The organism is Stenotrophomonas sp. YJH_SMC_12-1 (assembly GCF_059370935.1).
This window is the reverse complement of the sequence record NZ_JCAFUD010000002.1, coordinates 23,177-38,132: the sequence shown is the minus strand read 5'-3', so window position 1 is coordinate 38,132 and position 14,956 is coordinate 23,177. Positions and strand designations below refer to the sequence as shown.

The following is a 14,956-nucleotide window of genomic DNA, read 5'->3' as shown; positions in this document are numbered from 1 at the left end:
CCAGCCGGAGCCGAGATGAAAGCCGTCGCCCTGAGTCGTGAATCCGCCCCCGCCCTCTGCGATATCCACCTCCCCCCGCCGCTGCCTCCGGGTGGCCGCGACCTGCTGATCCGGGTCGAGGCCGTCTCGGTGAACCCGGTCGACGGCAAGCAGCGGGCGGCCACCGATCCGGCCACGCTCGAAGCACCCCGCGTACTCGGCTGGGACGCCGCCGGGGTGGTCGAAGCGATCGGCGAGGACGCCAGCCTGTTCGCGTCCGGCGACGAGGTCTACTACGCCGGTGATGTCACCCGGCCGGGCTGCAATGCGCAGTTCCATCTTGTGGACGAACGGCTGGTAGCGCGCAAGCCGACCACGCTCGACTTCGCCGAAGCGGCCGCACTGCCACTGACCACGCTCACCGCATGGGAACTGCTGTTCCAGCGCATGCCATTGCAGCTGGATGATCGCCGCCATGCCGGCCAGCACCTGCTGGTGATCGGCGGAGCAGGCGGTGTTGGATCGATGGCGATCCAGCTGGGCCGGCACGCCGGATTCGAGGTGATCGCCACCGCCTCGCGTGAGTCGTCGATCGACTGGTGCCGGCAGATGGGTGCCCAGCATGTAATCGACCACCGGCAGCCGCTGCTGCCCCAGCTGCAGGCATCGGGCATCGACGCAGTACAGGTCGCGCTCAACCTGGCCGACACCGACCATTACTGGGATGCGTTGGGTCAACTGCTGGCGCCACAGGGCCATGTCGGCCTCATCGTCGAACCGCGCGGCGCGCTGCGCATCGGTGATCCCTACAAGGCCAAGTGCATCGGCATCCACTGGGAGTTCATGTTCGCGCGTTCGCGCTTCGCCACGGCGGACCGCATCGAACAGCACCGCATCCTCAGCCGCGCGGCCAGCATGATCGACGCTGGCCAGCTGCGCGGCACCCTCAGCGAGACGCTGGGCGCGATCAATGCGGCGAATCTGGACATCGCGCATCAGCGCTTGGCCAGCGGGCGCACGGTGGGCAAGCTGGCGCTGGCCGGCTGGAGCGACTGAGCCAGGCTGGAACGCCGGTGCAGTGCCGGGCCATGTTCGGCTGGCGGTGCCAGGCAAAGCAGCCGAGCATGGCCCAGCTCCACAGAACGTCCCATACGCAGGATCGACGACTCCTGTAGCGGCGGATCGGCCGTCATCTGTATCTATGGGAGTGACTGAATCGGGATTACGGTGGAAACAGATCCCTCCCCTCTCCCCGAGCGCCGCCATGCCCACCGCCCTGCCCCTGCGTCTGCTGCAACTGATCATCGGCCTGTTCCTGTACGGCTTCGGCGCCTCGCTGATGATCCGTGCAGCGATCGGCGTGGCCCCCTGGGACGTGTTGTCGCAGGGCATCGCCGCACAGACGCCGCTATCGTTCGGCCTGGCCACCAATGTGATCGGTGCGCTGGTGCTGCTGCTGTGGTGGCCATTGCGACAGAAGCCGGGCGTCGGCACCGTGCTCAACGTGATGTTGATCGGTCCATCCGCGCAGTTCGGGCTGTGGTTGCTTCCCCCGGCGGTCGGCCTTGGCTGGCAGCTGGCGATGTTCTGCGCCGGCATGCTGCTGGTCGCCCTGGCCACCGGCCTGTACATCGGCGCCAAGCTCGGGCCCGGCCCGCGCGACGGCCTGATGACCGGCCTGCATGCCCGCACCGGCTGGCCGATCTGGAAGGTGCGCAGCCTGATCGAGGGCAGCGTGCTACTGCTGGGCTGGTGGCTCGGCGGCAATGTCGGTGTCGGCACCCTCGCCTTCGCCCTGCTGATCGGCCCCCTGTGCGGGGTAACGCTGGGCTGGTTTGGGATTGGGCGTCCCCCGGTAGTGCCGGCCGCTGGCCGGCAACCGCAATCACCCTGAGCTGATCGGGATGCCGGCCAGCGGCCGGCACTACCGCGCCCGGAGTTCGGGGGCAGCGCCGCAGGCGCGGGGGGTAGAGGCCGATAAGTGGGGCCCGCGGTTCGCGCAGCGAAATGCGGGAGCGACAGCACGCATGTGCCGAGCGTACCCGGCCAGCGGCCGGCACTACCGCCCGCGCCCCTTGCCCCAGCCGCCGTTTCCCGGCACGCTTCGCGCTTCCGTACGCAAGCGTATCGATCATGTCGCCAGCCAACGAAAGCGCCTATCCCCACCTGTTCGCCCCGCTGGACCTGGGCTTCACCCAGCTGCGCAACCGCGTGCTGATGGGTTCGATGCACACCGGCCTGGAAGATCGCGCCCGCGACTTCCCGCGCCTGGCCGCCTACTTCGCCGAACGCGCCGAAGGTGGCGTCGGCCTGATCGTCACCGGTGGCTTCGCGCCGAACGTGGTCGGCTGGCTGAAGCCCTTTGGCGGAAAGCTGTCCTGGCCCTGGGAAGTACGCCCGCACCGGCAGCTCACCGCCGCCGCGCACCAGCACGGCGCGAAGATCTGCCTGCAGCTGCTGCATGCCGGCCGCTATGCCTACCATCCCCTGTCGGTGGCACCGTCGAAGCTGAAGGCGCCGATCAACCCGTTCACCCCCCGTGCGCTGTCGGCCAGCGGCGTCGAGCGGCATATCGCCGACTACGCACGCAGCGCAAAGCTGGCCCGTGAAGCCGGCTACGATGGCGTCGAAGTGATGGGCTCGGAGGGCTACCTCATCAACGAGTTCATCGCCCCGCGCACCAACAAGCGCTCCGACCGCTGGGGTGGCGACGCCAACCAACGCATGCGTTTTGCAGTGGAGATCGTGCGCCGCATCCGCGAGGCCTGCGGCCCGGACTTCATCATCATCTACCGCCTGTCGCTGGTGGATCTGGTTGACGACGGCAGCAACTGGGAAGAGATCGTGCAGCAGGCCCAGGCCATCGAGGCGGCTGGCGCGACGATCATCAATTCCGGCATCGGCTGGCACGAAGCGCGCATCCCGACCATTGCCACCTCGGTGCCGCGCGCCGCCTTCGCCGGTGTCACCGCCAAGCTCAAGCCGCATGTAACGGTGCCGCTGGTGGCGACCAACCGCATCAACATGCCCGACGTCGCCGAGCACATCCTCGCCAGCGGCGGCGCCGACATGGTGTCGCTGGCGCGCCCGCTGCTGGCCGACCCGCGATGGCCCAACAAGGCCCGCGCCGGCCGCGCCGAGGCGATCAACACCTGCATCGCCTGCAACCAGGCCTGCCTGGACCACGTGTTCGAGAACAAGCTGGCCAGCTGCCTGGTCAATCCGCGTGCCGCACACGAGACCGAGCTGGTCTACCGCCCGGCTGCCACGCCGAAAAAGGTGGCGGTGGTCGGCGCCGGTCCGGCCGGCCTGGCTTGCGCCACGGTGGCCGCCGAGCGCGGCCACCAGGTCACCCTGTTCGATGCCAACGACGAGATCGGTGGCCAGTTCAACGTGGCCAAGCGCATCCCCGGCAAGGAAGAGTTCCACGAGACCCTGCGCTATTTCCGCCACAAGCTGGCTGAAACCGGCGTGCAGCTACGCCTGGGCACGCGAGCAGACGCGGCCAGCCTGGCCGGCTTCGACGAGGTGGTGCTGGCCACCGGCATCACGCCGCGCAAGGTCGACTTCCCCGGCGCCAACCACGCCAAGGTGGTCAGCTACCTGGACGTGCTGCTGGGCCGGGTCGAAGTGGGCGCCAGTGCGGCGATCATCGGCGCCGGCGGCATCGGCTTCGATGTCGGCGAGTTCCTCAGCCACGCTGGTGAGTCCCCCTCGCTGGACCCACAGCGCTGGATGGCCGAATGGGGCGTGGACAGCACGTTCGAGGCCCGCGGCTCGCTGGCCAGGCCGCAGCCCGAGGCATCGCCGCGGCGGCTGTGGCTGCTGCAGCGCAGCCCGGGCAAGCCCGGCGCGCGGCTGGGCAAGACCACCGGCTGGATCCACCGCGCCACGCTGAAGGCCAAGGGCGTGCGCATGCTCGGCGGCGTCGAGTACCTGGGCGTGGACGACGAAGGCCTGCGCATCCGCGTGGAAGGCAGCGAACAGCTGCTGCCGGTCGATCATGTGGTGATCTGCGCCGGGCAGGAACCGAACCGCGCATTGCAGGCCGAGCTGCAGGCCGCCGGCATCAACGCGCAGCTGATCGGCGGTGCCGATGTAGCGGCCGAACTGGACGCCAAGCGGGCCATCGACCAGGGCAGCCGGGTGGCCGCCGCGCTCTGATGAGCGCATGAATGGGGGACGGAATGTGATTTCCGTCACCCCTCCGGAACCTGAATGTCAAGCCGGCCGGTTCACGATGCGTTCGGCTACGCCCCCCTACCTTGCGCCATCTTTCCGCTCACCAGCCAGTTTCCGGTGAGCCGGCGCAGCCCCCACGATCGGTACTGGTCGTTTCTTTTGGGGCTGCCCACGGGGCGGCCCCGATGGCCGCCTCCCCATGACGCCAAGTCGTACCCCGCATCCTGTCGCCCCCGCGACTGGAAGCGGAGAGTGCGGCCCATACGGAGCAAGGAGTTATATGAAACTGGCCTGGATTCTCTGGCTGTCGCAGTTGTTGCCGCAGCCGGCCGCTGATTCACTGTGTCTGAGCACCACCGTTTATCTGGAAGCCCGCGACCAGACCCTGCGCGGCCAGCAAGCCGTTGCCGAGGTCGCCCTGCGCCGCCTCGACAGTGGCCTGTGGGGCGACTCGATGTGCCAGGTGGTCACCGCGCGCAAGCAGTTCGCGCCGACCATCGTCTCCCCCGGCACCCAGCTGGGCAATGACGCGGCCTGGAGCGAGGCAATGAACGTGGCCTTCGACGCCGAGCGCAACTGGGCGCTGCCGGCCGGCGAGCGCCGCGAGATCGTGCCCGGTGCCAGCCACTTCGCCGCGTTGTCCATCGCCAGCCCGAACTGGCGCAACGCCTACCAGGTGGCCACCATCGGCGATCACACCTTCTATAAGGTGCAGAACCTCAAGCCGCGGCAGTCGTAACGATCCGTGCTGGCGGCAGCGTTGCCGCCCGCTGGCAGGCTCTGGGATAGTGGGCGTTTCCCGCCCGCATCACCTGGAGTTCCCATGAAGCTGTACAGCAAGCCCGGTGCCTGTTCCACCGCCGACCACATCGCCCTGCAGTGGACCGGCCAGCCGTTCGAGGTCGAACTGCTGAACAAGGACACCCTCAAGGGTCCGGAATTCCTCAAGATCAATCCGGCCGGCGCCGTTCCCGCGCTGGTCGATGGCGACTTCGTGCTGCTGCAGAACGCCGCGATCATGGGCTATATCGCCGACACCTACCCGCAGGCCGGCCTCGGCGGCGATGGCAGCGCGCGCCAGCGTGCCGAAGCTACCCGCTGGCTGGCCTTCGTCAATTCCGACGTGCATCCGGCCTTCTCGCCGCTGTTCGCACCGGGCAAGTTCATCGCCGACGAAAGCCAGTTCGATGCGATCCGCGCCGCCGCACACAAGCGCCTGCGTGGCCTGTTCGAGACCGCTGACAGGCAGCTGGCCGACAAGCCCTGGCTGGCCGGCTTCCGCAGTTTCGCCGACCCGTACTTCTACATCACCCTGCGTTGGGCCGCCGGCACCAAGGTCGACCTGTCGGGCCTGGACAACCTGGCCGCCTACAAGGCACGCATGGACGCCGATGCCGGCGTGCAGGCCGCACTGAAGGCCGAAGGCCTGGCCTGAGCCTGACCCGGGGTCGGATCCGTCTGCACAGCAGGCGGCTCTGACCCCACCGGCGCCATCACCACACTCAGCCGATCTGGCGGATCACTTCACCGTTGGCATCGCGCAGGTAGGTCGGAACCACTTCGATGCGCAGCGCTCCCGCCACCGGGTAGATGCCACGTTCGGCACGCACGCCCGCCAGGGCCTGCAGCCCCGTCTCGTCCAGCGCCCAGCGCGCGCTGTCGGCCGATACCTCGCCGGTTTCACCGCGCGCTGCCGGAATGAACTCCCACTGCCGCTCGCGGCTGGCCAGTTCCAGCGATCTGCCGTGGCGCAGGCGCAATGGCAGCAGCTCGCACACACTGGCCACCTGCCCGGCGCCGAGCACCAGGGTGGTGACCCCCGCCTCCTGCCGCCAATCCAGTGTCTCGATGAACAACATGCCGGTGCTGGAGCCCTCGCGCTCGCTGCCGGCCCGCACCTGTGCGGCGAGTGTCGGATCCTCCAACAGGTTGCCGCGATGCAGGTCGCTGATCCACAGCGGCATCGCCGGTTGCAGCGCCTGCAGCACGCCGCGCGTCGACCAACGCTTGACCGCTTCCATCTCCTCATCGGTCAGCCCGACCAGCTGCAGGAACTGCAGGTGGCCATTGGCGGTGTCGCGCGCAGGCAACTGCGGATCGGCGATGAAGGCCAGGTGGCACAGGCGCGTGCCGGTCTCCAGCGCGATCGGGCCGTTGGCGTTCAGATGGTGACCATCCTCGAACACGTTGCCGCTGCCAAACACGTAGCGCGCCAGGTTCTGCAGCAGGTTCATCGGCCACACCGGCGGGTTGCTGCCGGCGTGCTCACCGGCTTCAGCAGCCAGGCGGAAGGTCAGCTCGAAACCATAGCCGCTGGCGGCGGCATCGCTGCTCTCCTTGGTGTACAGCTCGGAGAAGCCGTAGGTGATGTAGTGCCAATGCGGTACCGGTGCATCCACCCAGTACACGCTGATGCCATCCAGTGGATCCTGGCCACCCAGCGTGTACGGCAACGCCGTACCGTAGTGACGGGGTTCCTGGCCGGCATACAGCGGCGCCAGCGCCGCATTGATCGCGTCCCAGCCTGGGGTGTCGCTGTCGTCGTGGTCGTCCTGCACGCGGGACTCCTTGTGGGGAAGTGAACCGATCACTTTACGCGGTGGCTCATGCCTGCACGACCTCGCCGCCACCATTGACCACGGCGGCCTGGGTTTCCTGCCACCAGCGCTGCGCCAGCGCCGGGCTGCGCGCCTTGCCCACCGCCGCCAGCAGTTCCGGGCACAGGCGTTCCAGTGCAAGTGCATCGGTGCAGCGTTCAATCTTCAACTGCATGAAGTAGCCCTTCAGGCCCAGGTGGCGCCGCACCGCCTCGCTCATCGCGTCGTACAGCTGCTGGTACAACGCCGGATCCTGTTCGCGGCCGGTGCTGATGCCACGTACCGGTGCCAGCTCGGCATTGCCACCGATCACTTCGATCAGGCCCTGCGCTTCCAGCTGCTCCAGTGCATCGGCCGGCGCGCGCAGGCCTTCGAACAGGCCACGCAGTTCGGTGTCATCGCGATGGCCGTCGACCATCAGCAGGATCGAACGCAGTGCCGCCGGCAGGCGCCGGCCACGGTCTTCGATTTCCTGACGGCCAGCAGCCGTCTTGGCGTGCAGCAATGCCATTGCCTCCCCCTCCCTCGATGCACAATGCCGGCGCGCCCTGACGGGCACGCCCCCCTGTGTGCCATCCCCGGACGGCACGCGCCTTCCCCGGCGCGCGCCGCGTATTGCAGGTCGATGACAGGCCGAGCTTAGCGCAAGTGCCGCGGGTAGTGCCGGCCGCTGGCCGGCAACCTCGGGATTGAGGGGGGGGGCCGGCCAGTAGCCGGCACTACCGGATCAACGGCCCAGCGCGCGGCGGATCTCCTCCAGCGCGCTGGGGTCGTCCAGCGTCGACAGGTCACCCGGGTCGCGCTGTTCGGCCAGCGCCTGCAGCGAGCGCCGCAGCAGCTTGCCGGAGCGGGTCTTGGGCAGTGCATTGACCACGTGTACGTGCGCCGGGCGTGCGACCGCGCCGAGCGAGGTGGTCACCGTCGCCATCATCTCGGCCACCACCGGCGCCGGATCCTCGCCATCCAGGCCCTGCTTGAGGGTGACGAACACCAGCGGCACCTGCCCCTTCAGTTCATCCTTGACCCCGATCACGGCGGCCTCGGCCACCCGCGGATGGCTGGAAATGGCCTCCTCGATCTCGCGCGTGCCCAGACGGTGCCCGGCTACATTGATGACATCATCGGTGCGACCGAGGATGAAGGTGTAGCCATCGTCGTCGCGGATCGCCCAGTCCAGCGAGCTGTACAGCAGTTCCTTGAAGTGGCTGAAGTAGCTCTGCAGGAAGCGGCTGTCATCATTCCACACGGTGCTCATGCAACCCGGCGGCAGCGGTGGCGACACCACCAGCACGCCCTTCTGCCCCGGTGCGACTTCCTCGCCAGTGTTCTCGTCGATCACCTTCATCCGATAGCCGAGATTGGGGAACCCGGGCGAGCCGAAACGCACCGGCTTCATCTCCAGGCCCGGCAGCAGGGTCAGTGCCGGCCAGCCGGTTTCGGTCTGCCAGTAGTTGTCGATGATCGGCTTGCCGAGCGCTTCGCTGATCCAGTGCGCGGTCGGCTCGTCGAGCGGCTCGCCGGCCAGGAACAGGTACTTCAGCGCACGCAGGTCGTGGCGATGGATGAAGTCCGCGTCGTGCTTCTTCAGCACGCGGATGGCGGTGGGCGAGGAGAACATCGTGCGCACGTTGTACTGCTCGCACAGCGCCCACCAGATGCCGGGATCCGGATTGGTCGGCAGGCCTTCGTACAGCAGCGAGGTGCAGCCACCGATCAGCGGGCCGTACACATTGTAGGAGTGGCCCACCGCCCAGCCGACATCGGAGGTGGAGAACATCACCTGGCCCGGCTTGCAGTCGAACACGGTCTCCATCGACTGCGCCATCGCCACTGCATAGCCGCCCACATCGCGCTGCACGCCCTTCGGCTTGCCGGTGGTGCCGGAGGTGTACAGCAGGTAGCTCGGTTCGCTCGCTTCCAGCCACTGCACCGGCACATCCACTTCCCCGATCTGTGCATGCAGCGTGGCGTAGTCCACATCACGGCCCGGCACGCGGGGTTCGGCGGCATCCAGCCCGCGCGACACGATCAGCACATGCGGTGGCGGCGACGCCGCTTCGGCGCAGGCGGCGTCGACCATCGGCTTGTACGGAATCAGCTTGCCACCGCGCATACCGGCGTCGGCCGCGATCAGCAGCTTGGGCTTGGCATCGTCGATGCGCAGCGCCAGGTTGTGCGCGGCGAAGCCACCGAACACCACCGAGTGCACCGCACCGATGCGCGCGCAGGCCAGCATCGCAAACACCGCCTCGGCCATGTTCGGCATGTAGATCACCACGCGGTCACCGTGGCCGACACCGAGGTGCTTGAGTACCGCGGCGAAGTCGTTCACTTCGCGGTACAGCTGGCGATAGGTGATCTCGCGTGTGCTGTTGGTTTCGGTGGAGATGGCGACCAGCGCGAGCTGGTCGGCGCGCTCGGCCAGGTGGCGGTCGACGGCGTTGTAGCAGAGATTGGTTTCGCCGCCGACGAACCAGCGCCGGAACGGCGGGTTGCTGTAGTCGAGCACCTGCTGCGGCGGTTTATGCCAATGGATGCGCTTGGCTTCCTCGCCCCAGAAGGCCTCCGGCTCGTCGATCGAGCGACGGTAGGTTTCCTCGTAGTTCATGACGCAGCCCTCCCAGACAAAGTCATGGGTTCGAGGATAGTCCGGTGCTGCCGCGCGGGCCGCCCTACCTTGGTAGGGGGTGGGGTTTGTTATGCAGGGCTTGCAGCCCTGCACCTGCAGAAGCCGAAGCCAAAGCCAAAGCAACAGCAGAAGCTGGCTTACTGGGGGATGGCGGGGTGGATCCGGTGGCGGGAGACGCCGTAAACCCGTCCATGGGGGCTTGGCCACGGCATCCATGCCGCGGACACTCCCGCCACCGGACCCACCCCGCCTTCGACAGTTTCCTGCCATCTGTCGGAACGGCGGATTGCGCTGGTAGGTGTCGACCTTGGTCGACACGGTAGATCCACGCAATGCGTGGATGACTCATTCGATATCTGAAAGAAAAATCGTGTCGACCAAGGTCGACATCTACCAACAGCCGTGCGGAACAACGGCCGCAGTTACCAACAGCCGCGGGAATCTGTCAGAGGCGGGGCGGTGTGGGTGGGCAGGACCGTTGGCGCCATGGATGGCGCCATCGAGCCCCCATGGATGGGTTTACGGCGTGTCCTGCCCACCCATACCTCCCCGCCAACCCACGGACAGCCCGCTTTTGACGTTGATGTTGACGTTGATTCTGCAGGTGCAGGGCTGCAAGCCCTGCCGACCCCCTAGAACGGAGCCGCGGACTCGAACGCGAGCGCCTCGCCCGTCAGCGGATGCGTGAACCGCAGGCTGCACGCATGCAGATGCACGCGGTGCGCCGGTGCCGCGTCATACAGCACGTCGCCAACAATCGGATGGCCAATAGTGGCCATGTGCAACCGCAGCTGATGGCTGCGGCCAGTGATCGGTTCCAACGCCACGCGCGTGCGCCGCGCTTCAACATCGCGCACCAGCACGCGCCAACGCGTCAACGCCGGCTTGCCGCGTTCGTGATCGACCATCTGCTTCGGCCGGTTCGGCCAGTCAACGATCAACGGCAGGTCCACTTCACCGGAATCACCCTCGAGCAGCCCCTGCACCACCGCTTCATACCGCTTGCCAACCTGGCGCTGCTCGAACTGCATCGACAACGTCGCCTGCATGTCCTTGCCACGCGCATGCAGCAGCAGGCCGGAGGTCACCTGGTCCAGCCGGTGCACGGTCAACGCATCCGGATACAGCGCCTGCAGGCGCGCGACCACGCAGTCCTGGTTCTCGGCGCTGCGGCCGGGTACGGACAACAGGCCAGCCGGCTTCTCGGCCACCAGCAGTGCGTCATCGATGTAGTGCAGGTGGATCATGCGGTTCCAGGAGCTCCAAATGAAAACGGGGAAGCCGAAGCCTCCCCGTTTTCTGCGTACCAACCAACGGTCGGTACCTACCTTGATGGAAGACGTACCGGCCGGAGCCGGTACCGCCTGCATCAGCCCAGCAGGTGGGCGACGCCGGCGCGCTCTTCTTCCAGCTCGGCCAGGGTCTTGTCGATGTACTTCTGGCTGAAGTCGTCGATCGGCAGGTCCTTGACCAGGGTGTACTTGCCGTTCTCGGTGGTCACCGCGAAGCCGAAGATCACGCCTTCCGGAATGCCGTAGGAACCGTCGGACGGCACGCCCATGGTGACCCACTTGCCGTTGCTGCCCAGCACCCAGTCACGCACGTGGTCGATCGCTGCGTTGGCGGCCGAAGCAGCCGAGGACGAGCCACGGGCTTCGATGATCGCCGCGCCGCGCTTGCCGACGGTCGGGATGAAGGTGTTGGCGTTCCACTCCTGGTCGTTGATCGCATCGGCGATCGACGCACCATCGGCGGTGGCGAAACGGTAGTCCGGGTACATGGTCGGGCTGTGGTTGCCCCACACCACCAGCTTCTCCATGCCACCGACCGGCTTGCCGAGCTTGGTCGACAGCTGGCTCAGCGCGCGGTTGTGGTCCAGGCGCAGCATGGCGGTGAAGTTTTCCGGCTTCAGGTCCGGGGCCGACTTCATCGCGATGTAGGCGTTGGTGTTGGCCGGGTTGCCGACCACCAGCACCTTCACGTCACGGCTGGCGACCTTGTTCAGCGCTGCACCCTGGGCGGTGAAGATCTTGGCGTTCTCCAGCAGCAGGTCCTTGCGCTCCATGCCCGGGCCGCGCGGACGTGCGCCGACCAGCAGGGCGATGTCGGCGTCCTTGAACGCGACTTCGGCGTCATCGGTGCCGACCATGCCGGCCAGCAGCGGGAAGGCACAGTCTTCCAGCTCCATCATCACGCCCTTCAGGGCGGCCTGGGCCTTGTCCACCGGCAGTTCCAGCAGCTGCAGGATGACCGGCTGGTCCTTGCCCAGCATTTCGCCGGAGGCGATGCGGAACAGCAGGGCATAACCGATCTGGCCGGCGGCGCCGGTCACGGCAACACGAACGGGTGCTTTCATGGGGGTTTCCTCTTGCTTGCAAGCGTTTGATGGGACGCCGCGGGCAGAGCCACGCAGGCCAAGCGGGCGGCGGGGAACAGGGAAACGGCCACCCATGGGTGGCCGTTTCGAAGGGGGATCAGGCGGCGAGGTGCTTGTTCCACTCCGCGACGCGGTCGGCCTGGGCGGCCAGCACGGCGTCGACGTCGCCTTCCAGGGTGATCGAATGGATCACGTCGCCCTGCTTGACCGAATCAACGATGGCCTGGCCTTCCAGGACCTTGCCGAAGACGGTGTGGCGGCCGTCCAGCCAGTCGGTCTTGATGTGGGTGATGAAGAACTGGCTGCCGTTGGTGTTCGGGCCGGCGTTGGCCATCGACAGCGAGCCGACCTCGTGCTTCACGCCGTTCTTCTCGTCTTCGAACTTGTAGCCCGGGCCGCCGGTGCCACGACCCTGCGGGCAGCCGCCCTGGATCATGAAGTCGGCGATCACGCGGTGGAAGATCAGGCCGTCATAGAAGCCGTGCTTGACCAGGTTCACGAAGTTGGCCACGGTCAGCGGCGCCTTGTCGGCGAACAGCTCGACCTTGATCGGGCCCTGGGTGGTGTCGAAAGTGGCGATGAGGGACATGAAGATCCTTGATGCAGAGGGGAACGCGTCTAGCCACCTAGTTTACACCTGCCTCGTGGCGGCGGCGGCTTCGACCATCGGTGAAGAACCCGGCTTCAGCCCATGGACGGGAAGCCGCGTCTCCGGGCGCTGGCGGCCCCGGCCGACGCGGCGGACAGCCAGCTGAATGGGCCCCGCGACGGATGTGAAATCCACCTTTTCGCGAATCGTCAAGTTCGACGTATAATGTTGGACTTCTTTTTCCAAATCCGGCGCCGACTGGCCCCCTTTCGTATGTCCATCGAAAATCTTCGCAACATCGCCATCGTCGCCCACGTCGACCATGGCAAGACCACCCTGGTCGACCAGCTGCTGAAGCAGTCCGGCACCCTGTCCGAGCGCACCGTCCTCGCCGAGCGCGTGATGGACAGCAACGACCAGGAAAAGGAACGCGGCATCACCATCCTGGCCAAGAACACCGCCATCACCTGGGAAGACAAGAAGACCGGCATCAAGAACCGGATCAACATCGTCGACACCCCCGGCCACGCCGACTTCGGTGGTGAGGTCGAGCGCGTGCTGTCGATGGTCGATACCGTGCTGATCCTGGTCGACGCGATGGACGGCCCGATGCCGCAGACCCGCTTCGTGACCCAGAAGGCCTTCGCGATGGGCTTCAAGCCGATCGTCGTGGTCAACAAGGTCGACCGTCCGGGCGCCCGTCCGGAATGGGTGATCGACCAGGTCTTCGACCTGTTCGACAAGCTCGGCGCCACCAACGAGCAGCTGGACTTCCCGATCGTCTACGCCTCGGGCCTGAACGGCTATGCCGGCCTGGAAGACACCGTGCGCGACGGCGACATGACCCCGCTGTACGAAGCGATCATGCAGCACGCGCCGAAGCCGGAAGTGGATCCGGAAGGCCCGTTCCAGATGCGCATCAGCCAGCTGGACTACAACAACTTCGTGGGCGTGATCGGCATCGGCCGCATCCAGCGCGGCACCCTGAAGAAGAACATGCAGGTCGCGGTCATCGACCGTGAAGGCAAGAAGCGCAACGGCAAGGTGCTGCAGGTGCTGGGCTTCATGGGCCTGGAGCGCATCGAGCAGGATTCGGCCGAGGCCGGCGACATCGTGGCCATCTCCGGCATCCAGGAGCTGACCATCTCCGACACCATCTGCGCACCGGACTTCCCGGAAGCGCTGCCGGCGCTGACCGTCGACGAGCCGACCATCTCGATGACCTTCCAGGTCAACAACTCGCCGTTCGCCGGCAACAAGGACCTGTCCGGTGGCAAGTTCCTGACCAGCCGCCAGATCAAGGACCGCCTGGACCGTGAAAAGGTCCACAACGTGGCCCTGAAGGTCGAGCAGCTGGAAGACGCCGACAAGTTCCTGGTCTCCGGCCGTGGCGAACTGCACCTGTCGGTGCTGATCGAGAACATGCGCCGCGAAGGCTACGAGCTGGCCGTGTCGCGCCCGGAAGTGATCATCAAGGAAATCGACGGCCAGCTGATGGAGCCGATCGAGCAGCTGGTGGTGGACATCGAAGAAATCCACCAGGGCGGCGTGATGGAAAAGCTGGGCACCCGCAAGGGCCAGCTGAAGAACATGGAATCGGACGGCAAGGGCCGCGTGCGCCTGGAGTACCAGATCCCGGCCCGTGGCCTGATCGGCTTCCAGAACGAGTTCAAGACCCTGACCCAGGGTTCGGGCCTGCTGTTCCACGTGTTCGACCACTACGGTCCGAAGGAACAGGGCGCGATTGCCAAGCGCATCAACGGCGTGATGATCGCCAATGCACCGGGCACCACGCCGGCCTACTCGCTGGGCCCGCTGCAGGAGCGCGGCAAGCTGTTCGCTGCTGAAGGCGACAACGTGTATGAAGGTCAGCTGGTCGGCATCCACTCCAAGGACAACGACCTGACCGTCAACGCGATCAAGACCAAGCCGCTGACCAACATGCGCGCTTCGGGCAAGGACGATGCGATCCAGCTGACCCCGGCGATCAAGTACTCGCTGGAACAGGCCCTGGACTTCATCGAAGACGACGAGCTGGTCGAGATCACTCCGAAGGAGATCCGCCTGCGCAAGAAGTTCCTGACCGAGAGCGATCGCAAGAAGGCTTCGCGCGGCGGCTGAGCCAGCACCCCGTGAACCAGAGCGGCTACAACCCGGATCCACACCGGCATCCGGGTCTGCACGTCATCGCCCTGCTCGAAGCGAGCAAGGCGATGCTGGCGCTGTTGGCCGCCACCGGGCTGGAAGTGCTCGGACCGCAGCCGCTGCGGCACGGCATCATGGCCCTGATCCGGCGTTTCAGCCTCGATCCGGACCATGGCACCCTGCCCTCGCTGCTGCACATGATCAGTCCCGACGCGGTCCACCTGGCCGCGGCGGGGATGATCGGCTACGGCCTGCTGCACCTGGTCGAAGCCTGGGGCCTGTGGCGGGCCAAGGCCTGGGCGTCCTGGCTGGGCTGCCTGACCGCCGCCCTGTACCTGCCTTTCGACATCTTCGCGATCATCCGCCATCCCGGCTGGCCGTCATGGACGATCCTGGCGATCAACCTGATCGTGGTCTACGTCCTCGCCCGCGACCTGCGCAAGCGCCACCGCTGAGCA

13 protein-coding genes are annotated in these 14,956 nt (G+C 66.6%); 7 read left to right on the top strand and 6 right to left on the bottom strand.

What is annotated here, in order from left to right:
- The first annotated feature begins 15 nt into the window (after nucleotides 1-15).
- The 5 genes from AC5P8Y_RS03620 to AC5P8Y_RS03600 all read left to right on the top strand — a co-directional run bounded on the left by AC5P8Y_RS03620 (nucleotide 16) and on the right by AC5P8Y_RS03600 (nucleotide 5,596).
- The gene (locus AC5P8Y_RS03620) at nucleotides 16-1,035 is read left to right on the top strand and encodes a zinc-binding alcohol dehydrogenase family protein (RefSeq protein ID WP_049454674.1); all 1,020 of its coding nucleotides are present in this window, start codon (nucleotides 16-18) and stop codon (nucleotides 1,033-1,035) included.
- 208 nt (nucleotides 1,036-1,243) lie between these two features.
- On the top strand, nucleotides 1,244-1,873 hold the full coding sequence (gene yczE, locus AC5P8Y_RS03615; RefSeq protein WP_005408232.1) for a membrane protein YczE: 630 nt from the start codon (nucleotides 1,244-1,246) through the stop codon (nucleotides 1,871-1,873).
- A gap of 239 nt (nucleotides 1,874-2,112) precedes the next feature.
- Entirely contained in the window at nucleotides 2,113-4,143 is a 2,031-nt protein-coding gene (locus AC5P8Y_RS03610; protein WP_049433058.1) for an NADPH-dependent 2,4-dienoyl-CoA reductase, read from the top strand.
- A gap of 298 nt (nucleotides 4,144-4,441) precedes the next feature.
- Entirely contained in the window at nucleotides 4,442-4,900 is a 459-nt protein-coding gene (locus AC5P8Y_RS03605; RefSeq protein WP_004154513.1) for a cell wall hydrolase, read from the top strand.
- 84 nt (nucleotides 4,901-4,984) lie between these two features.
- A complete protein-coding gene (locus tag AC5P8Y_RS03600) occupies nucleotides 4,985-5,596 on the top strand; it encodes a glutathione S-transferase N-terminal domain-containing protein (protein ID WP_005408230.1) in 612 nt (203 codons plus the stop codon).
- A gap of 67 nt (nucleotides 5,597-5,663) precedes the next feature.
- Here AC5P8Y_RS03600 and AC5P8Y_RS03595 read toward each other — a convergent pair whose 3' ends face one another.
- The 6 genes from AC5P8Y_RS03595 to AC5P8Y_RS03570 all read right to left on the bottom strand — a co-directional run bounded on the left by AC5P8Y_RS03595 (nucleotide 5,664) and on the right by AC5P8Y_RS03570 (nucleotide 12,353).
- Nucleotides 5,664-6,719, bottom strand: a complete 1,056-nt coding sequence (locus AC5P8Y_RS03595) for a suppressor of fused domain protein (protein WP_049403835.1) — start codon at nucleotides 6,717-6,719, stop codon at nucleotides 5,664-5,666.
- A gap of 46 nt (nucleotides 6,720-6,765) precedes the next feature.
- Nucleotides 6,766-7,269: a hypothetical protein gene (locus tag AC5P8Y_RS03590; protein WP_033835447.1), complete on the bottom strand. Its 504-nt coding sequence runs from the start codon at nucleotides 7,267-7,269 to the stop codon at nucleotides 6,766-6,768.
- Nucleotides 7,270-7,485: 216 nt separating this feature from the next.
- Entirely contained in the window at nucleotides 7,486-9,366 is a 1,881-nt protein-coding gene (gene prpE / locus AC5P8Y_RS03585; RefSeq protein ID WP_005408227.1) for a propionate--CoA ligase, read from the bottom strand.
- A 653-nt stretch (nucleotides 9,367-10,019) separates the two neighbouring features.
- Nucleotides 10,020-10,634 (bottom strand): RluA family pseudouridine synthase, encoded by a 615-nt coding sequence (locus AC5P8Y_RS03580; protein WP_033835446.1) that lies wholly within the window; start codon nucleotides 10,632-10,634, stop codon nucleotides 10,020-10,022.
- Nucleotides 10,635-10,756: 122 nt separating this feature from the next.
- On the bottom strand, nucleotides 10,757-11,743 hold the full coding sequence (locus tag AC5P8Y_RS03575) for a malate dehydrogenase (protein ID WP_004153634.1): 987 nt from the start codon (nucleotides 11,741-11,743) through the stop codon (nucleotides 10,757-10,759).
- 118 nt (nucleotides 11,744-11,861) lie between these two features.
- Complete coding sequence (locus AC5P8Y_RS03570; protein ID WP_005408225.1) at nucleotides 11,862-12,353, bottom strand: peptidylprolyl isomerase; 492 nt, start codon at nucleotides 12,351-12,353, stop codon at nucleotides 11,862-11,864.
- A 273-nt stretch (nucleotides 12,354-12,626) separates the two neighbouring features.
- Here AC5P8Y_RS03570 and typA point away from each other — a divergent pair, with 273 nt between their 5' ends.
- Both typA and AC5P8Y_RS03560 read left to right on the top strand, forming a co-directional pair.
- A complete protein-coding gene (typA, locus tag AC5P8Y_RS03565; RefSeq protein ID WP_005412346.1) occupies nucleotides 12,627-14,474 on the top strand; it encodes a translational GTPase TypA in 1,848 nt (615 codons plus the stop codon).
- An 11-nt stretch (nucleotides 14,475-14,485) separates the two neighbouring features.
- Entirely contained in the window at nucleotides 14,486-14,953 is a 468-nt protein-coding gene (locus AC5P8Y_RS03560; RefSeq protein WP_005408223.1) for a DUF2127 domain-containing protein, read from the top strand.
- Nucleotides 14,954-14,956 lie beyond the last annotated feature (3 nt).

What these genes read in the sequence shown, in the direction of transcription:
- AC5P8Y_RS03620 (WP_049454674.1), top strand. Translation starts at nt 16, where the DNA reads ATGAAAGCCGTCGCCCTGAGTCGTGAATCCGCCCCCGCCCTCTGCGAT.
- yczE (WP_005408232.1), top strand. Translation starts at nt 1,244, where the DNA reads ATGCCCACCGCCCTGCCCCTGCGTCTGCTGCAACTGATCATCGGCCTG.
- AC5P8Y_RS03610 (WP_049433058.1), top strand. Translation starts at nt 2,113, where the DNA reads ATGTCGCCAGCCAACGAAAGCGCCTATCCCCACCTGTTCGCCCCGCTG.
- AC5P8Y_RS03605 (WP_004154513.1), top strand. Translation starts at nt 4,442, where the DNA reads ATGAAACTGGCCTGGATTCTCTGGCTGTCGCAGTTGTTGCCGCAGCCG.
- AC5P8Y_RS03600 (WP_005408230.1), top strand. Translation starts at nt 4,985, where the DNA reads ATGAAGCTGTACAGCAAGCCCGGTGCCTGTTCCACCGCCGACCACATC.
- AC5P8Y_RS03590 (WP_033835447.1), bottom strand. Translation starts at nt 7,269, where the DNA reads ATGGCATTGCTGCACGCCAAGACGGCTGCTGGCCGTCAGGAAATCGAA.
- prpE (WP_005408227.1), bottom strand. Translation starts at nt 9,366, where the DNA reads ATGAACTACGAGGAAACCTACCGTCGCTCGATCGACGAGCCGGAGGCC.
- AC5P8Y_RS03580 (WP_033835446.1), bottom strand. Translation starts at nt 10,634, where the DNA reads ATGATCCACCTGCACTACATCGATGACGCACTGCTGGTGGCCGAGAAG.
- AC5P8Y_RS03575 (WP_004153634.1), bottom strand. Translation starts at nt 11,743, where the DNA reads ATGAAAGCACCCGTTCGTGTTGCCGTGACCGGCGCCGCCGGCCAGATC.
- AC5P8Y_RS03570 (WP_005408225.1), bottom strand. Translation starts at nt 12,353, where the DNA reads ATGTCCCTCATCGCCACTTTCGACACCACCCAGGGCCCGATCAAGGTC.
- typA (WP_005412346.1), top strand. Translation starts at nt 12,627, where the DNA reads ATGTCCATCGAAAATCTTCGCAACATCGCCATCGTCGCCCACGTCGAC.